14 protein-coding genes are annotated in these 14,870 nt (G+C 67.7%); 5 read left to right on the plus strand and 9 right to left on the minus strand.

The window, feature by feature from the left end; all coding sequences use genetic code 11:
• Positions 1-63 precede the first annotated feature (63 nt).
• The 3 genes from ACV7NN_RS13295 to ACV7NN_RS13305 form a co-directional block, all read right to left on the minus strand.
• Positions 64-882 (minus strand): carbohydrate ABC transporter permease, encoded by an 819-nt coding sequence (locus ACV7NN_RS13295; protein ID WP_463351294.1) that lies wholly within the window; start codon positions 880-882, stop codon positions 64-66.
• Between the two features lie 89 nt (positions 883-971).
• A complete protein-coding gene (locus tag ACV7NN_RS13300) occupies positions 972-2,078 on the minus strand; it encodes a carbohydrate ABC transporter permease (protein WP_463350050.1) in 1,107 nt (368 codons plus the stop codon).
• 6 nt (positions 2,079-2,084) lie between these two features.
• Positions 2,085-3,338: a sugar ABC transporter substrate-binding protein gene (locus ACV7NN_RS13305; protein ID WP_463350051.1), complete on the minus strand. Its 1,254-nt coding sequence runs from the start codon at positions 3,336-3,338 to the stop codon at positions 2,085-2,087.
• Between the two features lie 344 nt (positions 3,339-3,682).
• Between ACV7NN_RS13305 and ACV7NN_RS13310 the strand changes: the two genes are divergently transcribed.
• Positions 3,683-4,741, plus strand: coding sequence for a LacI family DNA-binding transcriptional regulator (locus ACV7NN_RS13310; protein WP_463350052.1), 1,059 nt, complete (start codon positions 3,683-3,685; stop codon positions 4,739-4,741).
• Between the two features lie 468 nt (positions 4,742-5,209).
• Here ACV7NN_RS13310 and ACV7NN_RS13315 read toward each other — a convergent pair whose 3' ends face one another.
• On the minus strand, positions 5,210-7,435 hold the full coding sequence (locus ACV7NN_RS13315; RefSeq protein WP_463351295.1) for an APC family permease: 2,226 nt from the start codon (positions 7,433-7,435) through the stop codon (positions 5,210-5,212).
• Between the two features lie 88 nt (positions 7,436-7,523).
• Entirely contained in the window at positions 7,524-7,970 is a 447-nt protein-coding gene (locus ACV7NN_RS13320; protein ID WP_463350053.1) for a MarR family winged helix-turn-helix transcriptional regulator, read from the minus strand.
• A 38-nt stretch (positions 7,971-8,008) separates the two neighbouring features.
• On the opposite strand from ACV7NN_RS13320, the gene ACV7NN_RS13325 reads away from it, so the two are divergent.
• Positions 8,009-8,224, plus strand: a complete 216-nt coding sequence (locus ACV7NN_RS13325; RefSeq protein ID WP_463350054.1) for a hypothetical protein — start codon at positions 8,009-8,011, stop codon at positions 8,222-8,224.
• A gap of 74 nt (positions 8,225-8,298) precedes the next feature.
• Positions 8,299-8,559 (plus strand): hypothetical protein, encoded by a 261-nt coding sequence (locus ACV7NN_RS13330; protein ID WP_463350055.1) that lies wholly within the window; start codon positions 8,299-8,301, stop codon positions 8,557-8,559.
• A 260-nt stretch (positions 8,560-8,819) separates the two neighbouring features.
• On the opposite strand, the gene ACV7NN_RS13335 is transcribed toward ACV7NN_RS13330, so the two are convergent.
• The 3 genes from ACV7NN_RS13335 to ACV7NN_RS13345 all read right to left on the minus strand — a co-directional run bounded on the left by ACV7NN_RS13335 (position 8,820) and on the right by ACV7NN_RS13345 (position 11,076).
• Positions 8,820-9,431: a PadR family transcriptional regulator gene (locus ACV7NN_RS13335; protein WP_463350056.1), complete on the minus strand. Its 612-nt coding sequence runs from the start codon at positions 9,429-9,431 to the stop codon at positions 8,820-8,822.
• Positions 9,428-10,321 (minus strand): DUF4097 family beta strand repeat-containing protein, encoded by an 894-nt coding sequence (locus ACV7NN_RS13340; protein WP_463350057.1) that lies wholly within the window; start codon positions 10,319-10,321, stop codon positions 9,428-9,430. The genes ACV7NN_RS13335 and ACV7NN_RS13340 overlap by 4 nt, the downstream gene beginning before the upstream one ends.
• Before the next feature lie 149 nt (positions 10,322-10,470).
• The gene (locus tag ACV7NN_RS13345) at positions 10,471-11,076 is read right to left on the minus strand and encodes an antibiotic biosynthesis monooxygenase (protein ID WP_463350058.1); all 606 of its coding nucleotides are present in this window, start codon (positions 11,074-11,076) and stop codon (positions 10,471-10,473) included.
• A gap of 106 nt (positions 11,077-11,182) precedes the next feature.
• On the opposite strand from ACV7NN_RS13345, the gene ACV7NN_RS13350 reads away from it, so the two are divergent.
• On the plus strand, positions 11,183-11,992 hold the full coding sequence (locus tag ACV7NN_RS13350; RefSeq protein ID WP_463350059.1) for a MerR family transcriptional regulator: 810 nt from the start codon (positions 11,183-11,185) through the stop codon (positions 11,990-11,992).
• Positions 11,993-12,194: 202 nt separating this feature from the next.
• Here ACV7NN_RS13350 and yczE read toward each other — a convergent pair whose 3' ends face one another.
• Positions 12,195-13,094 carry a membrane protein YczE gene (gene yczE / locus ACV7NN_RS13355; RefSeq protein WP_463350060.1) on the minus strand — a complete coding sequence of 300 codons (900 nt, stop codon included), beginning with the start codon at positions 13,092-13,094 and terminating at the stop codon, positions 12,195-12,197.
• Positions 13,095-13,155: 61 nt separating this feature from the next.
• Between yczE and ACV7NN_RS13360 the strand changes: the two genes are divergently transcribed.
• Positions 13,156-14,700, plus strand: coding sequence for an aminotransferase-like domain-containing protein (locus tag ACV7NN_RS13360; RefSeq protein WP_463350061.1), 1,545 nt, complete (start codon positions 13,156-13,158; stop codon positions 14,698-14,700).
• The last annotated feature ends 170 nt before the right edge of the window (positions 14,701-14,870 follow it).

The following is a 14,870-nucleotide window of genomic DNA, read 5'->3' on the forward strand; positions in this document are numbered from 1 at the left end:
GTCACGCCTCCTCGGCGGTCGTCGATGTGTGGTCGGAGCGGAGCGACTGGGCCGCGGGGCGGATCATTCCTTCACGGCGCCTTCGCTGGTGTTCATGATGCGTTTCTGGAAGATGAAGAACATCAGCGCGACCGGAATCGTCATGATCGCGGCTGCGGCAAGCTTGATCGGGTACTGGTGCCCTTGGCTCAGCTGTCCGCTGGCCAGTCCCGCAACGCCCTTGGTCAGCGTCGTCAGCGCCGGGTCCTGTGTTGAGATGATGAAGTGGCTCAGCTCGTTCCATGACCCCTGGAACGACAGGATGACGATCGTGATGAGCGCGGGGCGCGCCATCGGCAGGACGACCGACCAGAAGAGCCGGAACGTTCCGGCTCCGTCGATGCGCGCCTGCTCCTCGACGCTGCGGGGGATCGACTCGAAGAAGTTCTTCATGATGAACACCCCGGCGGCGTCCGTGAGCAGGGGAACGATCATGCCGGCGTACGAGTCGTAGATGCCCAGCTGGTTGATCACCAGGAATTTGGGGATCAGCAGCACGACAGCCGGCACCGCCATGACTGCGACGAGCGCCGCGAACACGAAGCTGCGGCCGCGGAAATGGAGACGTGCGAGGGCATAGCCGGCGAGCGAATCGAAGAACACGCGGCCGCAGGTCACGAAGATCGTCACGATCGCAGAGTTCTTGAACCACGTCGGGAAATCGGAGTAGCCGAACAGCTTCTGGTAGGCGGCGGTGGTCCACGTCGCCGGGATGAGAGCGACCGGATTGGCCGTAGCATCCGCATCCGTCTTGAACGAGGTCGCCACCTGGATCAGGAACGGCATGACGTAGACGATCGCGATCGCGATGAGGACGGCGTAGGTGATCGACGTCGCCACGATCGTCGCGGTGGAGCGCTTGCGGCGGCGGTGCCGGCTCGCGCCGGGGCCGGACCCGGTGGATGAGGGCGCCAACGGTTTCGCGGTGATCGTCACGACGCTGCTCCCCTCACGGTCTCGGATGCTGCAGCCACCTGGTAGCGGCGCGTGCGACGCTTCGAGACCTTGCGTTCACGCAGCACCCAGCGCTGGAAGACGGTGAACGCCACGATGATGATGAACAGGATGAACGCGATCGCAGCGCCCTGGCCCCATTCCTGGTTGTTGAAGGCCGACGTGTACGAGAGGTACGCGGGAGTGAGGGTGGTCTTGCCAGGGGTGCCCTGCGTGCCGGTGTAGATCTGGTCGAAGACCTGCCAGCAGCCGATGAGGCCGAGGGTCAGCACGGTGAACAGGGTCGGCCGCAATTGCGGGAGGGTGATGCGCCAGAAGCGCTGCCAGCCGTTCGCGCCGTCCATCATGGCGGCTTCGCTGATGTCGCTGCCGAGGTTCTGCAACGCCGCGATGAAGAGCAGCATGAAGGTGCCGCTGGTGGTGAAGATCGCCATGATCACGAAGGCGGACATCGCAACCGATGGCCCGGCGAGCCAGTCCCACCACGAGACGCCGAGGAACTCGTTGTTCGTCAGGACGGGTGGACCGGTGGTGACCCCGAACAGGCCGAGGAAGTTGTGGATGATGCCGCTCGGGTCGTTGAACCAGTTCGGCCCGTTGATGCCGAACCAGGACAGGAACTTGTTGACTGCGCCGGTCGTGCTGAACAGGAAGAGCCAGAGCACGGTGATCGCCACGGAACTCGTCACGGACGGGAAGTAGAAGGCCGTGCGGAAGAACCCTCGGCCGCGCAGGATGGCCCGATTGACGAGCACGGCGAGGAAGAGGGCGACTGCCGTCTGGATGGGGACCACCAGGACCACGTACCAGGCGTTGTTGCGCAAGGAGGTGCCGAAGTCCTGCTCGGCCAGGCCGCCCCCGGACAGCAGTGTCGTGTAGTTCTTCAGCCCGACGAAGTTGACATCGCTCGAGAAGGGGCTGCCGCGGCCGCCCCAGTCGGAGAAGCTGACCCAGAGCGCCATGAGCACCGGGATGACCAGGAAGATGCCGAGGAGGACGATGATCGGGGCGGTGAACAGCCACCCCGAGGCGGCCTCGCCGCGCCGGATTCCGGAACGGCGAGACCGACTCGAAGGTTGTGACATGTCCGGTTACTTCAGCAGCGCTTCGAGGTTCTTCTGCGTTGCGTCGAGGATCGCTTTCGGGTCACCCGTCTTCAGCGTCTCCAGCTTGGAGTTGAGGTCGGTGACCACGTCAGCTGCACCCTTGGCGGTCGGCACGCCCTTGGCGTAGTCGGCGGCCGCGAGGAACGGTGCCAGATCGGGGTTCTCGGTCTTCCACTGTGAGGCCGCGGACTTGATCGACGGCATCGGCCCGAACGCCTTCGAGAAGGCGAGCTGGTCGCCCTTGCTGGTCAGCTTCTCGACCAGCTTGAGCGCCGCCGCCTGGTTGGGGCTGTCGGCTGCGATGCCCCAGCAGTTGGTGAACTGCAGCGTGCCGTTGCCGGCCGGACCCTTGGGGAGTTCGGCGACCTTGTATTTGATGTTCGGGTAGTCGCTGGTCATGGCGCCCGTGATCCAGTTGCCTTCGATGGTCATCGCGGCCAGCCCCTTGCCGAACGCCTCGCCGCCCCAGCCAGCGCCGAGGTCCTTGGCGTACTTGAGGGTGCCGTCGTTGAGCATCTTCTTGACCTCGGTCAGCGCCTGGACGTTGGCGTCGCTGTTGGCGGTCGCCTTGGTGCTGTCGTCGTTCATCAGGTTGCCGCCGGCCTGCGTCATGAAGGCGCCGATGCGTGCGTACTCACCCGAGATGCCGAGGCCGACGTGCGCCGGAGTGGTGAGCTTCTTGCTGACGGCCTCGAGCTGGTCCCACGTCGTGGGGAGGTCGGAGTCGGTCAGGCCTGCCGCCTTCCACATGTCTGTGTTGATGATCAGCTGAAGCGTCGAGAAGTCCTTCGGCGCGCAGTAGAACTTGTCGTTGTAGGTGAACGACTTGACCAGGCTCGGGTAGAAGTCTCCCTTGTTGGCGAGCTGGTCGCCGTAGGCGAGAAGCGAGCCGTTCGAGGCGTAGCCGGCCAGCGCATCCGTCGACAGGTAGAAGACATCGGCCGGCTTCTTCGCCGCGAAGCCCTGCGAGAGCTGCTGGTTGAGGTCGCTCGCCGCGACGACGGTGGCCTTGGTGCCCGAGCTGTTCGACCAGCCGGCCACGGCCGACTTGACCGCCGCGGTCTCGGCGTCGCCGCTCGACCCGATCATGACGGTGAGCGGCTTGCTGCTCGAGGTGAGCTTTCCGCTCGTCGAGCCGCTGCCGCTGCCGCCGAAACCGGACCCGCATGCGCTGAGGGTCAGGGCTGCGACGACGGCTACTGCGCCGCCGACGAGCCACCGTGTGCTGGTACGTTGCATTATTTCTCCTTGGTGTAGTGTGCCCGGGTTTCGGGCACTCTGAGGGGCGAGGTTGGCAAAGTGTGGAGGAGCCCGGCGCACTCGGATTGTGGAGGAGTGGTCGCCGAGCGGGGGGAATATGCGGAGGGACGCTTCGCCGGCAGGGCGTGCATCTGACCTCCTTCGGTGTGTTTTGATCGTTCAAATGCACGCAGGTTACGCTACGGTTTGAACGATCAAATGCGGCGCCCCCAACATAACCACCGCTCTCGGAGAGTGTCAACCCGTCGCGTGGCGCGCATCCGTGGCCGCCGGCGCGGTATGGTCGGATCCAGCTTTGAACGATCCAAGCGAGAGGAGCGCCGATGGGACAGCTGCCCACAGTGCTCGATGTCGCGGAGGCGGCGGGCGTCTCCCGCCAGACCGTCTCGAACGTCCTCAACTCGCCGACGATGGTCCGCCCCGAGACACGGGAGCGCGTCGAGGCGGCGATCGCCGACCTCGGGTACCGGCCCCACGCATCCGCCCGCCGCCTGCGCACCCAGAAGAGTTCGACGATCGGGATCCGCCTCGATCCGATCACCACTGACGGCATCTCGGGGTCCATCCTCGACCGGTTCCTCCACGCCCTCACCGAACAGGCCGACGCGAAGAACCTGCGTGTGACCCTGTTCACCGCCGAAGACCCCGAAGCGGAGATCCGCCAGTTCAAGCGCCTCAGCGACGGCGCCGACGTGGATGCATTCGTGCTGACCTCGACATTCCACGGGGACCCCCGCACCGAATGGCTCATCGAGCACGGGCAGTCGTTCGTCACGTTCGGACGCCCGTGGGGCATCGACGACATGAACGATCCGAAACACCTCTGGGTCGACGTCGACGGGCGCGACGGGTTGGAGCAGGCGACGTCCCACCTGCTGTCGACGGGCGCGCGGCGCGTGGGCTACATCGGATGGCCGAGCCCCTCCGGAACGGGAGACGACCGCCGGCGCGGGTGGCTGGAGACGATGCAGGCCTCGAGCGGACTGGGCGACGACGTGCTGCAGACGCTGTCGGTGGCGACGGAGGACGGCGTCGCATTCGGCGCGGATGCGATGCGACGGCTGGAGGCCGCATCCGGCGGGGTGGATGCTGTGGTCTGCGCGAGCGACTCCCTCGCCCTGGGTGCGCTGATGGCGACCGCGGGCCGCATCCGGGTCGTCGGCTACGACAACACGCCCGTGGCCGCCTCGATCGGCTTCTCGAGCGTCGAACAGCCGCTCGACGAGGTCGCGGCGGGCGTGCTGGAGCTGCTCACGGGTGCGCACGGCGGCCAAGTGCACAGCGGGTCGGACGCGGTGGCCGACCCCCGGCACCGGCTCGTGAAGCCGCGGCTCGTGGTGCGGGAGTACCGTCCGCTCGGGACGGTCGCGCCCAGGGCGTGAACCTGACGTGCGGGCCGTCGCAGCTCGGGCGTGAACCTGTCGCGCGGGGTGTTGCCGCCGACGCGTGAACCTGTCGAGTGGGGTGTTGCCGCCGACGCGTGAACCTGTCGAGTGGGGTGTTGCCGCCGACGCGTGAACCTGTCGAGTGGGGTGTTGCCGCCGACGCGTGAACCTGTCGAGTGGGGTGTTGCCGCCGACGCGTGAGCTCGTTGCGGTGTGGTCTTCGACCGCAGACGTTGTGTTCGCGCGCACAGGTTGCAACGTGGGCGGTCGCGCACAACGTCTGCGCGGAGATGCATGAGCGCTTCGCGCGCGCAAGCCGTGCGGATGCGCGTCGCCCGGGCTACGCATCCATCCCTTGCCCGACCCCATGCGAGACGACTCGTCGCACGTGTTGCGTCTCGCCACACCTGGTAGAGCACGTGCGGTGGGGCGAAACTAGTGCGAGCGGGTCCCCGCCGCCCAAGCTCAGCGCTTGGCGCGCGCCGGCTGCTTGGGTTTCTGCTGCTTCGAGGCGGATGCGGGTGTCGACGTCGACCCCGACGGAGCAGCACCGGGCGCCCCGCCGGCCGCCTTCGCCGCAGCCGCGGACTTCTTCGCCGCAGCCGCGTTGCTTCTCGCTGCAGCCGCGTTGCTCTTCGCCGCAGCATTCGCCGCCGACTTGGCCGCAGCGGACTCGGCCGCAGCCGAGGTCAGCCCGCCCCGGCCATGCCCGCTGGTCGACGCCGGTTCGAGAGGACGCCGCGCGATCGGCCGGATCGGCTCACCACGCCGGTCCTGGCCGGGGAGCGGGCGGGAGCGCCGTCCGTAGATGAGCGACGAGGAGTCGAGCAGCCACGGCACGAGCGCGACCGTGACTCCGTGGCACAGCATCAGCTGCTGGCGGATGCGGCGCGCACGGTGGTTGTGGAGCATGTTCTCCCACCAGTGACCGACGATGTATTGCGGGAGGTAGACCGTGACGACCTCGGAGCCGTGCTCTTCGCGCCGGTGCTTGAGGTACTTGATCAGCGGGAGCCCGAATTCGCGATAGGGCGACTCGATGATGGTCAGCGGCACATGGATGTTCTGTTCGATCCACTGCTGCTGCAGTTTCGCGGTGGCGTCGTCGTCGATCGAGACGTGCACCGCTTCGATGGAGTCGTGCCGCGCGGCGATCGCGTAGTCGAGCGCTTTGAGGCCCGGCTTCTGCATCTTTCCGATGAGGACGATGGCGTGGTCGCCGTTGCTGCCGAACGTCGTGACCGGGTCGACCTCGACCTCTTTCTCGACGTCGCGGTAGTACCGGTTGACGCCGAGCATCAGCGTGAAGAGGATCGGCATGAAGATGAACACCAGGTAGGCGCCGTGCGTGAACTTGGTTATCGTCACGACGATCAGGACCACTGCGGTCAGCAGCGCGCCGAACGCGTTGATCGAGAGGCTGCGGACGACGCTTCCGCGGTCCGGAGTCCCGCTGCGCAGCAGGGAGATCCAGTGTTTCACCATGCCGGTCTGGCCGAGCGTGAACGAGACGAACACGCCGATGATGTACAGCTGGATGAGGTTGGTCAAGTTCGCCTGGTAGACCACGAGCAGCACGGTGGCGGCCAGCGCCAGCAGGATCATGCCGTTCGAGTAGACGAGACGGTCACCGCGCGTGTTCAGCGACTTGGGTGCGTAGGAGTCCTTGGCGAGCACGGAGCCGAGCAGCGGGAACCCGTTGAACGCCGTGTTCGCCGCGAGGAGGAGCACGACGGCGGTCGCAGCCTGCACGATGAAGAACAGCACCGAGTTGTTGCCGAAGGTCGCGGAGGCGATCTGGGCGATTAGGGACCGCTGCGGCGAGGTCGCGCACTGGGCCCAGCCCTGCAGGTCGCAGGGGTTCTCTGCGTAGTGCACGCCGCTGATCAGAGCGACCGTGGTCAGTCCGGCGAACAGCACGATCGCGATGCCGCCCATCATGCCGAGTGTTCGGCGGGCGTTCTTGATCTTGGGGGTGCGGAAGGCCGGGACTCCGTTGGCGACCGCTTCCACGCCGGTCAGGGCACTACATCCGCTCGAGAACGCGCGCAGCAGCAACAGGATCGTCGCGGCCTGCGTGATGCTGGCCGCCTTCACGCTGTACTGGGCCGACTCGGCGATCGGGGGATGACCGAGGAACGTCTGGATGAGCCCGGTCACGATCATCAGGAAGATGCTTCCGATGAAGATGTAGGTCGGGATCGCGAAGGCTTTGCTGGATTCCCGGACGCCGCGGAGGTTGACGGCGGCGATCACGATGACGAACGCGACCGCGATCTCGACCCGGAACTCGCTGAGGAACGGCAGTGCGGAGATGATGTTGTCCACACCGCTGGCGACCGAGACGGCGACGGTGAGGACGTAGTCGACGAGGAGGGCGGATGCGACGACCAGGCCGGCCTTCTCGCCCAGGTTCTTGTGCGCGACCTCGTAGTCGCCGCCGCCCGACGGGTACGCCTTGACGAGCTGGCGGTAGGAGGCGACGACAGTGACGAGCAGCACGATGACGGCTGCGGCGACCCAGGGCGCGAAGCTCAGGAACGCGAGTCCTCCGAGCAGCAGGATCATGAGGAGTTCCTGCGGAGCGTACGCCACGGACGAGAGTGCGTCGCTGGCGAAGATGGGTAGGGCGAGGTGCTTCGGGAGTAGCTGTCCTTCGAGTTTTTCGCTCGGAAGCGGGTCGCCGATCAACCACCGCTTCGGGGATCTCCCCTCATTTGTCACGAGGGTCGAGAATACTCGCTGCTAATCCACTGTCAAGTCGGCGCGTCGCCGCCCATTATTGTTGCGCTGCTGCAATGACTTGATTCAGCGACTCACGAAGGCGTTCGAGCTCGTCGAGTTGCATGCCCAGACGCTCCACGATGCGGGGTGGAATGGTCTCCGCCTGACTGCGCAAGGCGACCCCGGCATCCGTCAGCGTGATCTCGAGCATCCGCTCGTCCGCGTCGCTCCGGCGGCGCCGCACGTACCCGATCGCCTCCAGTCGCTTGAGCAGCGGAGAGAGCGTCGCAGGCTCCAACTGGAGGGCAGCGCCGAGGTCTTTGACCGACCGCGGGCTGCGATCCCACAGGGCGAGCATCACGAGATATTGCGGATGCGTCAGCCCGAGCGGCTCGAGCAGCGGCCGGTAGACGGCGTTCACGCTGCGGGAGGCGACGGCGAGCGCGAAGCACACCTGGTTCTCGAGCTTGAGCAGGTTCACCGGTTCGGTCTGGACGGGCATGGACACATTCTAGCCATTTAGTTAGTACACTAATGATTGTGACACGAAATGATTTCGGAGAACCGCATCCCCACGAAGGCTTCTTCAACAAGCTCAACCGCGTGCTCTTCCCCTGGCTGGGGCCGCCCCCGCTCGGGCCGTACGACGAGCCGGCGGTGGCATCCACTCCTCCGCTCTGCCCGCTCTGCGGCAAGCCGATGGCCGACCACGAGATCGATCGCTCCGGGATCAAGACGCAGCTCTACTGCCCGTGAACCGACCGCCGCCGGTGCCTGCGCATCCGGCGAACTCACAGCGAGCTCGAAGCGCGCGCGCGTAGCTTCGGAAGATGGCACGCAACACCGGCCATACCGGCAGACCACCGTTCGCGTCTCGCGCCGCGGAGTGGCTGGACGACAAACTGATCCCCGTTCTGGGACCACCGCCGCTCGGCCCCTACGGCACGGACGATCCGCAGCCTGAGGCGCACACGAGTTGCCCCGTCTGCGGCGAGCCGCTGGCGCAGCACCGGGTCGAGCGCGACGGAGAGCACTCGTACCTGCACTGCCCAAACTCGACCACGGTGTTCGAAACCGGCCGGGCGGCTTAGGCCACCGCCCGCCAGCCACGGCCGACCGTCGGGGCCGGCCGCGCGGACGCACCTGTGCCCGCTTCGCTCCCGCGCCGCTCCGCGCCCGCTTCGCGCCCGCGCCGCTCCGCGCCCACTTCGCGCCCGCTTCGCGCCCGCGCCGCTCCGCGCCCACTTCGCGCCCGCGCCCGGTCTCCGCCGAGCACAGGAAATAGCATCCCAAGATTCTCATTCAGGATGCTTTTCCCTGTGTTCGACGGAACGGCCGCCCAGGACTGCGCTCAGGGGGTGCGGCTGAGCGCCTCGAGGATGGATGCGCGCACCCGGGCGAGCTCGAGGCGCAGCTGGGGGACCACCGAGTCCGGCAGGCCACCCCGCGCGGCCTGCGAGCGCAGGTCGGTGCGCAGCTGCTGCCGGAACTCGTTGAGAACGGCCTCGGCCTCCCGGGCGGCAGCGTTCGCGGTCTGGCGCGCGTCGTACTGGAAGTCGACCGGCCGCCTGCTGCGCTTCGCGTCGCGGGCGGCGGACGCCAAGTCGGCGCGCAGGCTGCGCATGGCCTCGTTGACGCCGGCGCGGACCTCGTCGGCGAGGCGCCGCACGGAGTCGGTCACCTCGTCCTCGATCGCATCCAGTTCGCCTTCGCGCGACTCGAGTTCGGCCCGGCCGGCCTCTGTGATCGAGTAGACCGTCTTGCGGCCCTCCGTGGACTTCGTGACGAGGCCCTCTTCTTCAAGCTTGGCCAGTCGAGGGTAGATGGTCCCGGCGCTCGGGCTGTACGTGCCGCCGAACCGTTCGCTCAATGCCTGGATCAGCTCGTACCCGTGCTTCGGGGACTCGGCGAGCAGGCTCAGCAGGTAGAGGCGGAGGTTGCCGTGGGCGAAGACGGGAGTCATGCGGTCGCTCCGTTCGTCCCCGTCGCGCCCGAAGCATCCGCCGAAGCATCCGCTGACGCACTCGCACCCGCACCCGCATCCGCGCCCGGCTCGCTGCGGAAGACGGAGACGTCACCCGAGACGGAGTTCACGGTGATGTCCACCCAGCTGCCGTCGAGCGTGCCGGTCGTTCCCGCGAATCCCTTGCCGGCCGGTCCGTGCAACAGCGCGTTGTCGAGCTGCATGCGGCCGGAGACGGTGTTGATGCGGTAGCGGGCGCCGACGGCCTGCGGGATGCGGACCGTCAGGTCGCCCGAGACCGTGTTGGCGTTGATCTCGTCGGGGGTTCCGGTGATGTCGAGGAGCACGTTGCCCGAGACGCCGTCGGAGCTGAACTTCTCGATCGCGCCGGTGGCGGTGACGTCGCCCGAGACGGTATGGACATGGATGCGGCCCGTGTGATCGCGCACGGAGAGTTCGCCGCCGACCCCGTTGAGTTCGAGGTTGCCGGTGAGGCCGTCGACGACGAGGTCGCCGGACACCGTGCTCAGCCGGGCGTCGGTCACGAGCCCCGAGACGAGCGCGTTGGCCGAGACGATGCCGAATTTGAGCGCGACGTCGCGGGGGACCAGCACGCTCACGTCAGCCTTGGCGTTGCTGCGGAGCGACTTGAAGACCTCGATGAAGTTGTCCCACCGCAGTTGGGGGTGGTCGATCTCGAGGCGGTCGCCGTCGAGGGTGATCTTGAGGTCGCGCCCCGCGATGGAGTGCACCTCGACGCGTGCGCCGGGCTCGTCGTGGCCGATGATGTCGATCTGGCCTCCGACGAAGCTGACTTTGAGGCTTCGCACCAGGTCGACGTCGATGATCTTGGTCTCGCCGGGCTGGATGAGCCACTTGTCCTGTGCCATGCTCGTGCTCCCTGTGTTCCTGTTTCCTGGCCGCCTGCGAGGCGGAATTCTCGGTGATTCGCGATATATCGCGTTGTTGACGAGAATCACGATATATCGCGTTGGCGAGGATTGCAACCCCCGGAGGCGGGATTTCGGCGGATGCGCGGCTAGGCCGACCGTGCCGGTTGCGTTCCCTGCAGCCACGGATGCAGCATCCGCGTGACGAACGGGAGCAGCAAATACGTCATGATCGGCGTCAGGATGAGCGTCGTGACCAGCACGGTCGCGAGCGGCCACAGGTGGTGCCAGCCCGGAACCAGCCAGTTGACCAGCGACGTGAACGCGAGGTTGAGGGGGAAGAACCCGAGCCAGATCGTGATGGCCTGCTTCCAGCGCGGAGGTGCCGCGGCGACACCGGGCTGCGGTTCGTCGAACCAGCCCTCGATGCCCGTGCGCTTCTCGACGCGCGCCACCTCGACCAGTTCGCGCCCCTCGAACAGCCAGTCCGCACGATCGTCGGACGCCTCCCATGCTTCGAGCGTGCGTGCGTCGGCGAAGCGGTACAGCATGTGCCATTCGTCGGAATCGCTCGACGCGCGCACCCAGCCGGAGCCGAGGAAGCCCTCGTGCGAGTTGGCCAGGTTGACGCCGCCCTGCACCCAGCGGGTCACCTCGCCGATGCGTCCGGGGTCGACGCGGCGGGTGATGGACACGGTGACGGGGATGGGGCGCTGCGCTCGTGGCGCGTCGGAACGGGGCTCTTGTGGAGTCATGCCTCCAGTGTGACCGGCCAGGATTACAGAATCATTTCAGCGGAGACTTGACCTTGACGCTACGTCAACGTCTAGCGTGGTTCCTACGAGCAGAGAGGAGTGACGGATGAACGCGCCGGGAACAGGCACCGCGACCTACGTGGCGACAGCGGCCGCGCGCGACTGGTCCATCCAGGACATCGCGCGCCTGGCCGGAACGACGAGCCGGACGCTCCGTCACTACGACGACATCGGCCTTCTCGAACCGAGCAGGATCGGCGCGAACGGGTACCGCTACTACGACCAGCAGGCCCTCGTGCGGCTGCAGCGCATTCTGCTGCTCCGCGACCTCGGCCTCGGACTCCCCGCGATCGCGGACGTCCTCGGCAACCAGGCGGACGCTGCACACGCCCTCACCGGCCACCTCGAGTGGCTGCGCGAGGAGCAGAGGCGGCTGGCGCGACAGATCTCGTCGGTCGAGACGACCATCGAGGCAATGAAAGGAGGTGAACAGATCATGGCAGAAGAGATGCTCGACGGATTCGACCACACCCAATACAAGGAGGAGGTCGAAGAACGATGGGGCAAGGACGCGTATGCGAAGAGCGACGCGTGGTGGCGGGGGATGTCGGAAAGCGAACGCGCGGACTGGCAGAACCGACAGAAGCAGCTCGCTGCGGACTGGATGGCGGCCGCGCAGGCCGGCGAATCGCCCGACGGCGAGGTGGCGCAGGCGCTCGCGCAGCGCCACTTCGACTGGCTGCGGGACATTCCCGGCACGCCGGGCGGCGGTGCAGGGGGCCCCACGAAGGCGTACTTCACCGGGCTCGGTGAGATGTACGTGGCCGACCCGCGCTTCGGTGCGAACTACGGCGGCCAGGCGGGCGCTGAGTTCGTGCGCGACGCGATGAAGGCATACGCCGACCGCAACCTGTAGGACGGACGGAGGGGCTGCAGACCCTCCGGGCCGGCCCGGCCCGGCCCGGGCCGCGCCGCGATGCGGTGTGTTGGGTGCGCGGATGCTCGGATGGGAAGGTGCGCGGGTTCGCGGATGCGCGGGCGCGGGTGCGTCCAGTGCATCTGATGCGCGGCTGCGACGGTGCGTCTAGTACGGCTGGTGCGCGGATGCGCGGGTGCGTCTAGTGCGTCTGGTGCGCTGTGGACGCCATCCGCCCGGCTGCAGACCGGCCGGCCCGCGGTCGGAGTGGCCCGAAGAGCCGGTCGTCGAGCCAGTATGCGGCGATCGTGCGAGCATCCGCCCCCGGGGCCGTACGCGCCTTATCTGCCGCGTGGGCGCCGATCGCCGGGCTCGTGGCGCGGCGCATCGCCCGGTCGCGGGAGCCGGCGTCCGACTCGAGGAGGAGGCCCTCCCGGAGGTCGTACTGGACCACCTGCTCGGCCGAGCCTTCGAGCTCGCTCTCCTGGGCATCCGCCTTCGCCGTCTCGGGCAGCCGGATCGCGAACAGCGGGAGGGTGAGGCTGCACAGCGGCCCGACCAGAGCGGCGAACGCCAGCGTTCCGATGCCGACGTTGCCCCCGAGGATCCAGCCGATGATGAGCACGGTGACCTCGATGCCGGTACGCACCGACCAGATCGGCCAGCCGGTGCGGGCGTGGAGGCCGGTCATCAGGCCGTCGCGCGGGCCGGGGCCCATGCGTGGGCCGATGTAGAGGCCGGTCGCGATGGCCAGGAGGATCAGTCCCGCGGTGAACAGTGCGACCTGGACCCACGGCTCGGTCTGCTGGGGGATCAGCCACAGCCCGAGCTGGGCGGCCGGACCGATGAGAAGCACGTTCAGCACGGTGCCGAGTCCGGGGCGCTTCCGCAGCGGGATCCAGAAGAGCAGCACGATAAGGCCGACGATGTTGGTGATGAGGCCGAACGGGATGCCCGTCTTGAGCGAGAGGCCCTGGGCCAGGACGTCCCACGGGGAGACCCCGATGCCGGCGCGCACCATCATGCTGATGGCGATTCCGTAGAGGAGGAGGCCGATCAGCAGCTGGGTGAGGCGTCGCGTCAACAGGAGTCGGGATTTCACACTTCCATCCAATTTCACAATTGGACTTTGATCAAGTAGCCAATTCGCTTAAGGTGGCTTCATGTCAGACGCCCAACTCAGTGCCCGCGCCCTCGAAACCCTGCTCGGCGAATGGCGCGGCACCGGGGCGCACTACCAGTCGCTCGCGGACCGCATCCGTCTTCTCGTGCTCGACGGGCGCATCCCGATCGACACGCGGCTGCCCGCCGAGCGCGACCTCGCCACCCGGCTCAGCCTCAGCAGAACCACTGTGACAGCCGCGTACCGCGAACTCCGCGAAGCCGGATTCGTGGCGAGTGTGCGCGGGTCGGGGACGATCGCGCGGCTGCCCGGGCCGGTGCTCGTCCCGGCGCCCGCGCAAGCCGAGGGGCTGCTCGATTTCAGCAAGGCGGCCCTGCCCGCCGCAACGACACTGGCCGCTGCGGCTCGCGCGGCTGCTGAAGAGCTCCCCCACTTCCTCGCCGACTCCGGCTACGACCCCGTCGGGCTGCCGCACCTGCGCGAGGTCATCGCGGAGCGATACCGGATGCGCGGCCTCCCCACGGAGCCGGAGCAGATCCTCGTGACGGTCGGCGCGCAGCAGGCGATCGCCCTCATCGCCCGCACCTTCCTCAGCCGGGGGGACCGCGCGCTCATCGAGATGCCGACGTACCCGCACGCGTACGAGGCGCTGCGGTCGGCGGGGGCACGGCTGGTGCCGGTGACCGTGGTGCCGGTCGACGGGGCGGCGCGGGCTGGCGGCGGCGCGGGCGGCGACTTCCCGGGTACTCACCGGTCCCTCGTGGATGCGCGCGGCCGGGCCCACGCTCACGCATCCGGTGACGACGGCTGGGACTCGGACGCCATCGAGCAGGCGATCGCGCGGTCCAACCCGACCCTCGCCTACGTCATCCCCGATTTCCACAACCCGACCGGCGCATCCATGTCGGTGACGACGCGTGAGCGACTCCTCGCCGCCGCAGCCGGCCACGGGATGATCGTGGTCGCCGACGAGACCACCGCCGAGCTCGACATCGACCGGGCCGAGACGTTCCGTCCGCTCGCGACATACGGCCAGGGTCGCGCGGGGGATGCTCCGGTCATCCACATCGGTTCGGCGAGCAAGAGCCTGTGGGGCGGGCTGCGGATCGGCTGGATCCGGGCCGAGCGGCCGATGATCCGCAAGCTGATCGCCGCGAAGCCGGCCAACGACCTCGGCACGCCCATCCTGGAACAGCTCGTCGTCGCGCGGATGCTGCCCGGGATGGCGTCGATCATCGAGGAGCGGCGCGGCCAGCTGCGCGCCGGCCGGGAACAGGTGCGGATGCTCGTGGCCGATCGCTTCCCCGACTGGACCATGCCCGCACTCGACGGCGGCCTCGCGGCCTGGGTCGGCATCGGCGCGCCCATCAGCTCGCAACTCGCGCTCGCCGCGCGCAACAACGGGCTCTCGATCACGGCCGGGCCGCGGTTCGGCTTCGACGGCGCGTTCGAGCGGTTCCTGCGCATCCCGATCACCTATTCGGCAGCCGAGACGACGCGCGCGTTCGACGCGCTCGCCGCCGCGTGGGCCACCGTGCTGCGCCATCCCGTCCCCGACACCGGCTACCTCGCCGACGTCGTCTGACCCCCCGCGTCGTTGAGGTCGAGTTGGCACTTGTTGCGGTTCTCGTCCGTGGGAAAGCGCAACTGCTGCCAACTCGACGCTGGCGGCGCGGAGACCTGTGGACAGAGAACGACGTCTCGTGCGGGGATCGGCCAGTGTCGAGAGATGCGGTCGCCACAACCACTCGATCC

The sequence above is a fragment of the Leifsonia sp. Ger2509 genome (assembly GCF_055231915.1).